This is a genomic window from Streptomyces sp. E-08, from assembly GCF_049913095.1.
In the GTDB taxonomy this organism is placed as follows: Bacteria; Actinomycetota; Actinomycetes; order Streptomycetales; family Streptomycetaceae; genus Streptomyces.
Genome location: NZ_CP183971.1, coordinates 3,140,169 through 3,152,584 on the forward strand (window position 1 = coordinate 3,140,169; position 12,416 = coordinate 3,152,584).

Sequence of the window (12,416 nt, forward strand, 5' to 3'; positions counted from 1 at the left end):
ACAAGGGCCCTGGAGGTACGCACGCGATGACCGTCACCCTGGCGGACGTGGCCGCCCGCGCACGGGTCTCCCCCGCCACCGTCTCCCGCGTCCTGAACGGCAACTACCCGGTCGCCGCGTCGACCCGGGAGCGGGTGCTGCGGGCCGTGGACGAGCTGGACTACGTCCTCAACGGCCCGGCGAGCTCCCTCGCCGCCGCCACCTCCGACCTGGTCGGCGTCCTCGTCAACGACATCGCCGACCCCTTCTTCGGGATCATGGCGAGCGCGGCGCAGAGCGCGATCGGGGAGCGTGCCACCGGGCGCGGCGGGGGCGAGAAGCTGGCCGTCGTCTGCAACACCGGAGGCTCCCCCGAACGCGAGCTGACCTACCTCACCCTGCTCCAGCGGCAGCGGGCCGCGGCCGTGATCCTCATGGGCGGCTCCCTGGAGGACCCGGAGCACCTCGCGGCCACGGCCGGCAAGCTGACCAGGCTGGCGGAGGCGGGGACCCGCGTCGTGCTGTGCGGACGGCCGCCGGTCGCGGGCGACGCGAGCACGGCGGCCCTGGTCTTCGACAACCGGGCCGGCGGACGGCTCCTCACCGAGCACCTGCTGGGCCTCGGGCACCGGCGCATCGGGTACGTGGCGGGGCCGGCCGACCGCACCACCACCCGGCACCGCCTGGAGGGCCACCGGGACGCGCTCGCGGCGGTGGGGGTGGCCGAGGGGCCGACGGTCCACGGGCCGTACGACCGTGCCTCCGGCCACGCGGCGACGGCCGAGCTCCTGGCCCGCGACCCGCACCTCACGGCGGTCGTCGCGGCCAACGACACGGTGGCGCTCGGCGTCTGCGCGGCCCTGCGGGAACGGGGGCTCTCCCTCCCGGACGACATGTCGGTCGCGGGCTTCGACGACCTGCCGTTCTCGGTGGACGCGGTCCCGGCCCTCACGACGGTCCGGCTCCCGCTCCACGAGGCGGGCGTACGGGCGGGCCGGCTGGCCATGGGCGCGGAGGAGCCTCCGGCGGGCGGCGTCGAGACGGTGCCGGGGGAGCTGGTGGTACGGGGGTCGACGGGGCGTCCGCGGGGGTAGCTGCCCGCTATCGTGGTGACGAGCGCCACACGGAGGATCGGATGACGACCATACTGATGGACCTTTCCAGCGCCTGGGACGTCCTGGACGGCGTCTCCCTGCCCAACGGCTACCGCGTCGAGATCACGGACGGAAAGATCATCATGACCCCGCAGGGTGAGCAGCAGTGGAAGGTGATCCTGCGGGCCGCCCCCCAGATCGAGCAGCAGCTCGCCGGACGCGGCGAGATCCTCTCGGACGTCATGATCGACTTCCCGTCGAGCCTCTACGGCTACGCCCCCGACCTGGCCGTCGTCGCCCCCGGATCCGAGCGGAACAAGCGCGGGCGCTTCGAGTGGCACAGCCTGGAAGCCGTGCTGGAGATCGTCTCGCTCAGCACGCGGGACAACGATTTCGAGAAGAAGTTCCGGATGTACGCCGAGTGCGGGATCCCGCTCTACGTGATCATCGACCCGTCCGAGAACGTCTGCACCGTCCACAGCCACCCGACCCGCACCGGCGCCTACGCCGACCAGGAGCAGATCCCCTTCGGCGAGGACCTGGTCCTGTCCCTCGAAGGGCGGGAGATCACCGTGAAGACCGGCGGCTTCCCCCGCTCCGAGGGCTGAGTCACTTCTCCGGCGTCAGGCCCGTCGCCGTCAGGACCGCTTCGACCGTCTCCTCGACGGTCTGGTCGGCGTTGTCGATCCAGACCCCCTCGCCCGCGAGTTCCTCGCGCATGGCCTCGTCGAGGAAGGCCCAGTTCGTCGTGAGCTTCTTGTGGCGGGCGTTGTTGCGTTCCCAGGCCTTGTCCGGGCCCGGCGCCAGGATCACCACGTGGAGCAGGCCCGCCTTCACGTGGGCGCGGTAGAAGTCCAGGTGGGAGCGGCGTACGACCACGTCGTCGAGGACCGGCAGGAAGCCCGCCGCGGCGAAACTGTCCGCCAGCAGGCAGCCGTTGCGGGCGCGCAGCAGGATCTGCCGGTCCGCCTCCGGGTCGCCGTCCGGGGTCGGCCAGTGGCAGCCCCGGACGATCAGCTCCTGGAGGTGGTCGACCTCGATGTGCGCGGCGCGGGTGAAGCGCGCCGCGAGGGCCGCCGCGACCGTGGACTTGCCGCTGCCGGGGATGCCCGCCAACAGGACGGTTCCGGGGGCGGGTTCGGGCGTGTCGACGGTGATGTGCTCGAAGGTCATGCGGGCCTTTCCTCGCTGGTGGGGCGAGCGAACGATACGGCCGCGGGCCCGGCGGGCGCCACGGGATTCCGTCCCCGGCCGCCGGCCCCGGTCCGGCCCGGCGCCAGCGATGTCAGGGCCACTCCCCCGACCAGCAGCGCCGCCGCGCACCAGCGGAGCGGGGTCACCGGCTCGCCGAGGAACAGGGCGGCCGAGGACATGCCGAAGACGGGGACGAGGAGGGAGAAGGGGGCGACGGAGGAGGCGGGATAGCGGCGCAGCAGCAGGCCCCAGGCGCCGAAGCCGAAGACGGTCGTGATCCAGGCGACGTAGACGATGACGCCGACGCCCGTCCAGTCGAGCCCGCGCAGGGCCGCGAGGTCGCGTTCGGGGCCCTCCAGGAGGAGGGAGAGGGCCAGGAGCGGCAGGACCGGGACCGTACTGACCCACACCATGAAGTTGAGCGCGTCGGGCGGGGCGGCCTTGCGGGTCAGGACGTTGGAGACGCCCCAGCAGGCCGCCGCCGCGATCACCAGGAGGAAGCCCGCGAGCGGGCCCGAGCCGCCCTCGTCGACGGCGGCGACGCCGATGCCGGCGAGGGCCACGGCCATCCCGAGCACCTTGAGCCGGCCGGGGCGTTCGCCGAGGGCGGCGAAGGCGAAGAGCGCGGTGAAGACGGCCTGGACCTGGAGGACGAGCGAGGAGAGCCCGGCCGGGGCGCCGAGGTCCATGCCGGTGAAGAGCAGGCCGAACTTGGCCACGCCGAGGACGAGTCCGACGCCCACGATCGCCTTCCAGGCGACCTTCGGGCGGCCGACGAGGAACACCGCCGGCAGGGCGGCGACGAGGAAGCGGAGGGCGGAGAACAGCAGCGGCGGGAAGTGGCCGAGGCCGATCTCGATGACGACGAAGTTGACGCCCCAGACCGCGGCGACCAGGGCGGCGAGGGCGACATGGGCGGGGGCGAGGCGGCCCGGGCCGGGACCGGCCGGAGCGAGGCGGGCGGGGTGCATGGGATCGAGCATGGCCGCGGCCGACCGTGTAGCACCAGCACGGATCCCTTCATGGTGGGATGAAGCATCCCTACATCCACGATTCCCCCAGGAGGTGCCCGTGCTGGACCTCGGCCGTCTGCGCGCCCTGCACGCCGTCGCCGTCCACGGCAGTGTCGGCGCCGCCGCCACCGCCCTCGGCTACACCCCGTCCGCGGTCTCGCAGCAGATCGCGAAGCTGGAGCGGGAGACCCGTACGACCCTGCTCGAACGCAGCGGGCGTGGCATCCGGCTCACCGACGACGCCCACCAGCTCGCCGCCACCGCACGCCAGTTGCTGGCGCTCGTCGAGGAGGCGGAGGTGCGGCTCGAGGAGCGGCGCGGCCGGCCGGCGGGGCGGCTCGCGATCGGCTGCTTCGCCAGCGCGGCGCGCGGTCTGATGCCCCGGGTGCTCGCCGAGCTGGCCCGGCTCCACCCGGAGCTCGACGCCCGCCTCTCGGAGCTGGACCCGCACCTCTCGATCGACCTGGTGGCACGGGGCGTGATCGACCTGGCGGTGGCGCACGACTGGGACATCGCGCCGCTGCCGACTCCGCCGGGGGTCGAGCAGGTGGCCATCGGCGACGACCTGTGCGACATCCTCGTCCACCGCGGGCATCCGCTGGCGGCGCGGGAGTCGGTGCGACGGGAGGAGCTGGCGGCGGAGCGGTGGATCTCGCAGCCGCCGGGGACGGTCTGCCACGACTGGCTCACGCGGACGCTGCGGGCGACGGGGTACGAGCCGCTGATCGTCCATCAGGCGGAGGAGAACCACACGCAGGTGGCCCTGGTGGCGGCCGGTCTGGGGATCGCCCTGGTGCCGCGCCTGGGGCGCGGGGCGCTGCCGCCGGAGGTGGTGCCGGTGCGGCTGGACCCGGTGCCGACGCGCCGGCTGCACGCCATGTGGCGGACCGGTGCGGCGCGGCGCCCGGCGATCCGCGAGACGGTCCGTACGCTCCAGGAGCTCTGGCCCTCGATCGCCTCGGCCGGCTGAGGGTCCGCGCGGGAACGATTCCTGCGCGGATCCTTGACCTGGCAGTTACTTTCGGGCTATCCGTGACTCCTTGGAAGTTTCCTTCAATCCTGCACGGCCGGAAGGAGCATCAGTGCACCACCGCGCCCCCGCCCCCTCCCGACGCACCCTCCTCACGGTGACCGCCGCAGCCGCCGCGGCGGCCGTCACCGGCGTCACCTCCCCCGTCGCCCACGCCGAGACGAACGACCGGAAGCTCCAGCGGATCATCGACCGGATGTCGCTGGAGGAGAAGGTCGGCCAGCTCTTCGTGATGCGGGTCTACGGCCACTCCGCCACCGCCCCCGACCAGACCGACATCGACGCCAACCTCGCGGAGATCGGCGTCCGCACCGCCGCCGAGCTCGTCGAGCGCTACCACGTCGGCGGGATCATCTACTTCTCCTGGGCCCACAACACCCGCGACCCGCAGCAGATCGCCGCGCTCTCCAACGGCATCCAGCAGGCCGCGCTCAAGCAGCCCACCCCGGTCCCCGTGCTCATCTCCACCGACCAGGAGCACGGCATCGTCTGCCGCGTCGGCAAGCCCGCCACCCTGCTGCCCGGGGCGATGGCCCTCGGCGCCGGCGGCTCGCACGCGGACGCCCGCAAGGCCGCGCAGATCGCGGGCGAGGAGCTCGCCGCCGTCGGCATCCGGCAGAACTACGCGCCGGTCGCCGACGTCAACGTCAACCCCGCCAACCCGGTCATCGGGGTCCGCTCCTTCGGCTCCGACCCGCAGGCCGTCGCCGGACTCGTCGCCGCCCAGGTGAAGGGGTACCAGCGGGCCGGGGTCGCGGCCACCTCCAAGCACTTCCCGGGGCACGGCGACACCGCCGTCGACAGCCACTACGGCCTGCCGACGATCACCCACACCCGGGAGCAGTGGGCGCGGCTCGACGCGCCGCCGTTCCGGTCGGCGATCGCCGCCGGGATCGACTCGATCATGACCGCGCACATCGTGGTCCCCGCGCTCGACCCCACCGAGGACCCGGCGACGCTCTCCCGGCCCATCCTCACCGGCATCCTCCGCGAACAGCTCGGCTACGACGGCGTGGTGGTCACGGACTCGCTCGGCATGGAGGGCGTCCGCACCAAGTACGGGGACGAGCGCGTCCCGGTCCTCGCCCTGAAGGCCGGAGTGGACCAGCTCCTCAACCCGCCGAAGCTCGACGTGGCCTGGAACGCGGTCCTGAAGGCCGTCGAGGGCGGCGAACTGACGGAGGCCCGGCTCGACGAATCGATCCTGCGGATCCTGCGGCTCAAGGCGAAGCTGGGTCTCTTCCGGCAGGCGTACGCGACCCGGGCGGGCGTCGACCGGATCGTCGGCACCGAGGCGCACCTCGCCCACGCCGACCGCATCGCCGAGGCGACCACGACGCTGCTGATCAACGAGGACGGCTTCCTTCCGCTGAGCCCGGCCTCCCACGGCTCGGTCCTCGTCGTCGGCGCCGACCCGGCCTCGCCGTCCGGTACGACCGGGCCGCCGACGACGACGCTCGCGACCGCCCTGACGGAACTGGGCTTCACCGCGACCGCGCTGTCCACCGGGATCACCCCGACGGCCGCGAAGATCGAGGAGGCGGTGGCGGCGGCGGCCGGCAAGGACGTGGTGCTCGTCGGCACGTACAACGTGTCCGCGACCAGCCCGCAGCGCACGCTCGTCGCGCGGCTCGTCGCGACCGGGGTGCCCGTCGTGACGGTCGCGATCCGCAACCCGTACGACGTCGCCCGCCTCGGCGGTCAGCGCGCCGCGCTCGCGGCGTACTCCTGGACGGACGTCGAACTCCGCGCCGCGGTACGGGTGCTGGCCGGGCGGGCGCGGCCGCGTGGCCGCCTGCCGGTGCCGGTCCAGGACGCGACGGACCCGACGAAGGTGCTGTACCCGGTGGGGCACGGCCTGTCGTACGGCCACTGACGGCGTGGTGCCCACCCGTTCCGCCGGGGCGGGACGGGTGGGCACGACGGGGCGGGTGTTACGGCCTCAGGCCGTGCTCGCGGGTCGCGTCCTCGTCGACCGGGCGGTCGATCCGCGCGTCGAACCGGGCCAGCGGCTTCGCCGCCTCCGTCGCCGGTGCGGGGACTCCCGCCCAGGCCAGGATGCGCGCCGTGGCGTTCTCGCGCTCCGCGTCGACGAGCCCCGCGACGTTCGCGCCGTGGTTGGCGCCCGGCGCCACGTACACGAAGCTGTCGCGCGCGCCCTTGCCGAGGCGGAACTTCTCCGAGCCCCACGGGTCGTTGCCGCCGTAGACGAAGAGCATGTGGTTCGCGTTCTTGCGGACCCAGTCGTCGACGTCCCGCATCGCCTGCGGCTTGAACTTCATGGGGATCTCGCGCGGCACGAAGCTGCTGGCCGGCTGGTAGCCGTAGCGGCTCAGGCCGTTGAGGTGCGGCTGCTTGATGGTGGGCGAGCCGAGCTCGGTCGCCGCCTGGTAGTAGTACGGCGTGTAGTACTCCAGGCCCTGGTCGGTGTAGGCGGACCAGCCGGAGTACGCGTCGATGGTCTCGTAGACGGCGTCGTCGCTCGCGGTCGCCGCGACCGGGATCTGGTCGCAGACGTCCTGGCCGTAGTACTGCCAGAAGCCCCACACGAAGTCGAGGACGACGGCCTCGTACGCCTTGTCGAGCGAGCCGACCGTGTTGAAGGTGGCGCCCTCGGACTCGGCCCAGGCCTTGTACTTCTTCTCCAGCGGCTCGCGGCGGACGAGCGCCTCGCGCTGCAGGTTGTTCAGGCGGTCGCGGCAGTCCTTCGTGCCGACCGTCTCGAAGAACCGGTCGTAGGCCGAGTCCTCCTTGTTGACCACGTCGTTCGGGGCCACGTACGCGACGACGCCGTCCATGTCGCGCGGGTAGAAGCGCTCGTAGTACGTGGCGGTCATGCCGCCCTTCGAGGCTCCGGTGGACAGCCACTTCTGGCCGTAGATGCCCTTGAGCGCCGCGTAGATGCGGTGCTGGTCGCTGGCCGCCTGCCAGATGTTCAGCTTCGACCAGTCGGCGGGCTGCGGGCGGGACGGCGTGAAGAAGCGGTACTCCATGGAGACCTGGTTGCCGTCGATGATCCGGGTCGGCTCGGTCCGGCTCGGCGTCGTGGACAGGCCGTAGCCGCTGGTGCGGAAGACGGTGGGGCGGCTCGTGTCCTTGTGGAGGATCGAGATCCGCTGCTTGAACGTGCCCGCCCACGGGCGGTGGTGGTCGATCGGCTGCACGTACTCCAGGACGAAGTAGCGGTAGCCGGCGTACGGCTTCTCCTCGATCAGGCTCATCCCGGGGATCGCCAGGATGCGGTCCTTGATGTCGGTGCTCGTGCTCTGCGAGTCGACGACGGCCGCACTGCCGGTCTCCGTGTCCGCGGCGGTAGCCACACCGGTCGACCCGACGGTGCCTATGAGCACCGAAAGCGACAGCGCCCATCTCAGCGACTTGCGCATTCACCCTCCCCTTGGTTCACAACGGTGTCGCGAACCTAGCGGGGACAACGTGGGGACCGCCAGACCCTGTTGATCCTTACCCTTGGACTTTCCTGCGCATCAGCACAGGATCCAGCCTGTCGCCGTCCCCCGGCCCGCCACCGAACCGCCCGCCCGGACACACCGGTTGAGCGCGTGGACGGTCACGGGACCGGCCTGCCGGTCGAACCGGCCCGACCGGACGACGGGACGGGCGCCGCGCGGCTGGAGCGAGACGGCCATGGGGCGGCGGGGGCCCGGGCGTGTGGCGACGGTGACGGCGCAGACGTACTGGCGGGTCCGGTAGAGGCGCAGCTCCCCGGTCGCGAAGGTGAGGGTGCGGGTGGGCCGGCCGTGACAGACGGAGGCGGCGTCGGCGGTCGCCCCGCCGGGTCCGGGGCCGGGGAGGAGGAGCAGCGCGAGGGCGGCGAGCAGCGGGACGAGGACGCGGGCGAGGGTCCGGACCCTGCCGGTGTCTGTGGTCATGCGTTCCCCTCCCGGGTGAGTCGTCGTACGGCCGTACGACGCACGACAGTCCGGAATGGTTGCCTCCGGAAGTCTCCTGTCACGCGAAGGCGGTCATGACCAGCGTCAGGAAGACGAACTCGGCGCCGAGCTGGGTCCAGAACGCGGCCCGGCGGACGATGGCGCGATCCGAGCCCAGGGCGATCGCGAAGGCCACGGCCGCCACGGCCAGGCTCACGAGGTAGGCGGCGCCGGGGGTGGAGCCGCAGTGCTCCCCGTACGCGAGGCAGCGACCCGCGTTCTCCGAGGCGAGGGTGACGATGCCGGCGAGCACGGCCGCCGGCACGAACAGACCGGCCAGGATCAGCGACATCGTCCGCAGGCGCCGGCCCTCGGCGGCGGACGGGGCGGCAGCGGCGGCGGCGTGGAGGTCGTGGCTCATGACCCGATTCAAGCCCGCCGGACGAGGAGCGGGGATCCGCCGGGATACTCACCCCGGCGGACCCCCGTACTCAGGTCGCTCACACCCGCTCCGGCTCCGCCTCCCCGATGAACGTGTTCCACAGCATCGCGTACCGGCCGCCCAGCGCGAGGAGTTCGTCGTGGGTGCCGTCCTCCGCGACCCGCCCGTGGTCCATGACGACCACGCGGTCGGCGCGCGCGGCCGTCGTCAGCCGGTGGGCGACGACGAGGGTCGTGCGGCGGCCCGCGAGCCGGTCGGTGGCCGCGTTGACCTGGGCCTCGGTGGCCAGGTCGAGGGCGGCCGTGGCCTCGTCGAGCAGCAGCACGTCCGGGTCGACGAGCTCGGCGCGGGCCAGGGCGATCAGCTGGCGCTGCCCGGCGGAGAGGTTCCGGCCTCGCTCGGCGACCTCGTGGAGGTAGCCGCCGTCGAGCGTGGCGATCATGTCGTGCGCGCCGACCGCGCGGGCCGCCGCCTCGACCTGGGCGTCGGTCGCCGCCGGGCGGCCGTACGCGATGGCGTCGCGGATCGTCCCGGCGAAGAGGTACGCCTCCTGGGGGACGACGCCGAGCCGGTGGCGGTACGCGGTGAGGTCGAGGTCCCGCAGGTCGGTGCCGTCGGCGGTGACCCGGCCGCCCGTCGGGTCGTAGAACCGGGCGACCAGCTTGACCAGGGTCGACTTGCCCGCGCCGGTCTCGCCGACGAAGGCGACGGTCTGCCCGGCGGGGATCCGCAGGTCGATCCCGGTGAGGGCCGCTTCCTCGTCCCCGTACGAGAAGGACACGTCCTCGAAGGCGATCTCGCCGCGCAGCGAGAGGACGTCCAGGGGCGCGTCGGCGGTGGCCGTCGACGTCGGCTCCTGGAGGAGCTCCTGCATGCGCTTGAGCGAGACGGCGGCCTGCTGGTAGCCGTCGAAGACCTGCGAGAGCTGCTGCACCGGGGCGAAGAAGAGGTCGATGTACAGGAGGTAGGCGACGAGCGCGCCGGTGGTGAGGGTGCCGCCCTCGATGCGGTTCGCGCCGACGATCATGACGGCGGCGGCCGCGGCCGAGGACAGCAGGGTCACGAACGGGAAGTAGACCGAGATCAGCCACTGGCCGCGGACGCGCGCCTCGCGGTACGAGTCGCTGCGCTCCGCGAACCGGGCCGCGCCCGCGGTCTCGCGGCGGAAGGCCTGCACGATCCGGAGGCCGGAGACCGACTCCTGGAGGTCGGCGTTGACGACGCTGATCCGCTCGCGCGCCAGCTCGTACGCCTTCACGCTCGCGCGGCGGAAGTAGTACGTGGCGACGGCGAGGACCGGCAGGGTCGCGAAGACGACCAGGGCGAGCTGGAGGTCGAGCACGAGCAGCGCGACCATGATCCCGAAGAAGGTGACGACCGAGACGAAGGCGGTGACCAGGCCCGTCTGGAGGAACGTCGACAGGGCGTCCACGTCCGTGGTCATCCGGGTCATGATCCGGCCGGTGAGCTCGCGCTCGTAGTAGTCGAGGCCGAGCCGCTGGAGCTGGGAGAAGATCTTCAGCCGCAGCGCGTACAGGACCCGCTCGCCGGTGCGGCCGGTCATGCGGGTCTCGGCGGTCTGCGCGACCCACTGCACGAGGACGGTGACCAGGGCGAGCGCGGAGGCCGCCCAGACGGCGCCGATCGCGAGGCGGTTCACGCCCTCGTCGATGCCGTGCCGGATCAGGACCGGGAGCAGCAGGCCGGCGCCCGCGTCGAGGGCGACCAGGCCGAGGCTGATGAGCAGCGGGGCGCCGAAGCCGCGGAGCAGCCGGCGCAGGCCGTACGCGTCCTCGGGCGACACGGCCCGGGCCTCGTCGATGTCGGGCGTGTCGGTGGCCGGGGGCAGGGCCTCGACGGCGGCGAGCAGTTCGGGGGTCGCTCCGGGCGCGGGGGCCTCGCGACCGGTGGTCTCGTCCCGTACCCACAGGGTGGGGGTGATGCCCCGCTCGGCGTCGAACTCGGCGTCCAGTTCGGCCCGCAGCGTGCGGTCCTCGGGGAGCTCCGGCGGGGTGACGTGGCCGGGCGAGACGGCGCCGAGCTCCTCGGGGTCGGTGAGGAGGCGGCGGAAGAGCGGGGAGCGCTGCTCCAGCTCCGCGTGGGTGCCGATGTCGGCGAGGCGGCCGTCCTCCAGGACGGCGATGCGGTCGGCGAGGCCGAGGGTGGAGCGGCGGTGCGCGATGAGCAGGGTCGTACGGCCCGCCATCACCGACTTCAGGGCCTCGTGGATCTCGTGCTCGACCTTGGCGTCGACGGCGGAGGTGGCGTCGTCGAGGAGGAGGAGCCGGGGGTCGGTGAGGATCGCGCGGGCGAGGGCGACGCGCTGGCGCTGGCCGCCGGAGAGGGTGAGGCCGTGCTCGCCGACCGTGGTGTCGTACCCGTCCGGGAGCTCGGCGATGAAACGGTCCGCCTGGGCGGCGCGGGCGGCGTTCTCGATCTGCTCGCGGGTGGCGTCGGGGACGCCGTACGCGATGTTGGCGGCGATCGTGTCGGAGAAGAGGAAGGAGTCCTCGGGGACGAGGCCGACAGCGGCGCGCAGGGAGTCGAGGGTGAGCTCGCGGACGTCGTGGCCGCCGACGAGGACGGCGCCGTGGGTGACGTCGTAGAAGCGGGGCAGGAGGAGGGAGACGGTGGACTTGCCGGAGCCGGAGGCGCCGACGACGGCGACGGTCTCGCCGGGCCGGATCTCCAGGGAGAACCCGTCGAGCACCGGGCGCCCGTCCTCGTACGCGAAGGACACGTCGTCGAACTCGACGGTGGCGGGAGCGTCGGCGGGCAGCTCCTTGGTGCCGTCCTCGATGACCGGCTCGGTGTCGACGAGGTCGAAGACCCGCTCGACGCCGGCGCGGGCCTGCTGGCCGACGGTGAGGACCATGGCGAGCATGCGGACCGGGCCGACGAGGGAGGCCAGGTAGGAGGAGAAGGCGACGAAGGTGCCGAGGGTGATCTGGCCCCGGTAGGCCAGCCAGCCGCCGAGCGCGAGGACCGCGACCTGGCCGAGGGCCGGTACGGCCTGGAGGGCCGGGGTGTACCGGGAATTGAGCCGGATCGTGCGCAGGCGGCCCGCGAAGAGCTTCCGGCCGGCCTCGCGGATCTTGCCGGTCTCCTGGTCCTCCTGGCCGAAGCCCTTGACGACCCGGACGCCGGTCACGGCCCCGTCGACGACACCGGCGACGACGGCGGCCTGCTGCTGGGCGTGCCAGGTGGCGGGGTGGAGGCGGGTGCGGCTGCGCTTGGCGATCCACCAGAGGGCGGGGGCGACGGCGAGCGCGACGAGCGTGAGCGGGATCGACAGCCAGGCCATGACGGCCAGCGAGATGAGGAACAGCAGGACGTTCCCGATGGTCATCGGAAGCATGAACAGCAGGCCCTGGATCAGCTGGAGGTCGCTGGTGGCCCGCCCGACGACCTGCCCGGTGGACAGCTCGTCCTGCCGCCGCCCGTCGAGCCGGGTGATGGTGCCGAACATGTCGACGCGCAGGTCGTGCTGGACGTCGAGGGCGAGCCGGCCGCCGTAGTAGCGGCGGACGTAGGTGAGGGCGTAGACGAGGACGGCGGCGCCGACGAGCAGGCCCGTCCAGACGCCGAGGTCCCGGGTCTTCGTCCCGATGACGTCGTCGATGATCACCTTGGTGACGAGCGGCACGAGGGCGAGCACGGCCATGCCGGCCAGCGAGGACCCGAGCGCGAGCAGTGTGTTCGCCTTGTACCGCCACGCGTACCCGGCCAGCCTGCGCGCCCAGCCCTGCTGTTTCTCCCCGACCGCCACGAGGG

Annotated in this window: 10 protein-coding genes; 4 read left to right on the forward strand and 6 right to left on the reverse strand. The window is 72.9% G+C overall.

Going from position 1 to position 12,416, the window contains the following annotated elements; genetic code table 11:
* Positions 1 to 26: 26 nt before the first annotated feature.
* Positions 27 to 1,073 (forward strand): LacI family DNA-binding transcriptional regulator, encoded by a 1,047-nt coding sequence (locus ACN9MM_RS14285; RefSeq protein ID WP_426363975.1) that lies wholly within the window; start codon positions 27 to 29, stop codon positions 1,071 to 1,073.
* A 41-nt stretch (positions 1,074 to 1,114) separates the two neighbouring features.
* A complete protein-coding gene (locus ACN9MM_RS14290) occupies positions 1,115 to 1,681 on the forward strand; it encodes a Uma2 family endonuclease (protein ID WP_426363976.1) in 567 nt (188 codons plus the stop codon).
* Position 1,682: 1 nt separating this feature from the next.
* Here ACN9MM_RS14290 and ACN9MM_RS14295 read toward each other — a convergent pair whose 3' ends face one another.
* Positions 1,683 to 2,246 carry an AAA family ATPase gene (locus tag ACN9MM_RS14295; RefSeq protein WP_426363977.1) on the reverse strand — a complete coding sequence of 188 codons (564 nt, stop codon included), beginning with the start codon at positions 2,244 to 2,246 and terminating at the stop codon, positions 1,683 to 1,685.
* The gene (locus ACN9MM_RS14300; protein WP_426363978.1) at positions 2,243 to 3,238 is read right to left on the reverse strand and encodes an EamA family transporter; all 996 of its coding nucleotides are present in this window, start codon (positions 3,236 to 3,238) and stop codon (positions 2,243 to 2,245) included. The genes ACN9MM_RS14295 and ACN9MM_RS14300 overlap by 4 nt, the downstream gene beginning before the upstream one ends.
* Positions 3,239 to 3,338: 100 nt before the next feature.
* Here ACN9MM_RS14300 and ACN9MM_RS14305 point away from each other — a divergent pair, with 100 nt between their 5' ends.
* Both ACN9MM_RS14305 and ACN9MM_RS14310 read left to right on the forward strand, forming a co-directional pair.
* The gene (locus tag ACN9MM_RS14305) at positions 3,339 to 4,250 is read left to right on the forward strand and encodes a LysR family transcriptional regulator (protein WP_426363979.1); all 912 of its coding nucleotides are present in this window, start codon (positions 3,339 to 3,341) and stop codon (positions 4,248 to 4,250) included.
* Between the two features lie 112 nt (positions 4,251 to 4,362).
* On the forward strand, positions 4,363 to 6,186 hold the full coding sequence (locus ACN9MM_RS14310) for a glycoside hydrolase family 3 protein (protein WP_426363980.1): 1,824 nt from the start codon (positions 4,363 to 4,365) through the stop codon (positions 6,184 to 6,186).
* Between the two features lie 58 nt (positions 6,187 to 6,244).
* On the opposite strand, the gene ACN9MM_RS14315 is transcribed toward ACN9MM_RS14310, so the two are convergent.
* The 4 genes from ACN9MM_RS14315 to ACN9MM_RS14330 all read right to left on the reverse strand — a co-directional run bounded on the left by ACN9MM_RS14315 (position 6,245) and on the right by ACN9MM_RS14330 (position 12,411).
* The gene (locus ACN9MM_RS14315; RefSeq protein ID WP_426363981.1) at positions 6,245 to 7,696 is read right to left on the reverse strand and encodes an aminopeptidase; all 1,452 of its coding nucleotides are present in this window, start codon (positions 7,694 to 7,696) and stop codon (positions 6,245 to 6,247) included.
* A 99-nt stretch (positions 7,697 to 7,795) separates the two neighbouring features.
* Positions 7,796 to 8,200: a hypothetical protein gene (locus tag ACN9MM_RS14320; protein ID WP_382855623.1), complete on the reverse strand. Its 405-nt coding sequence runs from the start codon at positions 8,198 to 8,200 to the stop codon at positions 7,796 to 7,798.
* Positions 8,201 to 8,279: 79 nt separating this feature from the next.
* Positions 8,280 to 8,621 carry a hypothetical protein gene (locus ACN9MM_RS14325; protein WP_426363982.1) on the reverse strand — a complete coding sequence of 114 codons (342 nt, stop codon included), beginning with the start codon at positions 8,619 to 8,621 and terminating at the stop codon, positions 8,280 to 8,282.
* Between the two features lie 79 nt (positions 8,622 to 8,700).
* Complete coding sequence (locus ACN9MM_RS14330) at positions 8,701 to 12,411, reverse strand: ABC transporter ATP-binding protein (protein WP_426363983.1); 3,711 nt, start codon at positions 12,409 to 12,411, stop codon at positions 8,701 to 8,703.
* Positions 12,412 to 12,416: the final 5 nt, after the last annotated feature.

Excerpts from the sequence above, each read along its gene's own strand:
- ACN9MM_RS14300 (WP_426363978.1), bottom strand. The coding sequence starts at position 3,238 with ATGCACCCCGCCCGCCTCGCTCCGGCCGGTCCCGGCCCGGGCCGCCTC.
- ACN9MM_RS14325 (WP_426363982.1), bottom strand. The coding sequence starts at position 8,621 with ATGAGCCACGACCTCCACGCCGCCGCCGCTGCCGCCCCGTCCGCCGCC.
- ACN9MM_RS14315 (WP_426363981.1), bottom strand. The coding sequence starts at position 7,696 with ATGCGCAAGTCGCTGAGATGGGCGCTGTCGCTTTCGGTGCTCATAGGC.
- ACN9MM_RS14290 (WP_426363976.1), top strand. The coding sequence starts at position 1,115 with ATGACGACCATACTGATGGACCTTTCCAGCGCCTGGGACGTCCTGGAC.
- ACN9MM_RS14320 (WP_382855623.1), bottom strand. The coding sequence starts at position 8,200 with ATGACCACAGACACCGGCAGGGTCCGGACCCTCGCCCGCGTCCTCGTC.
- ACN9MM_RS14285 (WP_426363975.1), top strand. The coding sequence starts at position 27 with ATGACCGTCACCCTGGCGGACGTGGCCGCCCGCGCACGGGTCTCCCCC.
- ACN9MM_RS14295 (WP_426363977.1), bottom strand. The coding sequence starts at position 2,246 with ATGACCTTCGAGCACATCACCGTCGACACGCCCGAACCCGCCCCCGGA.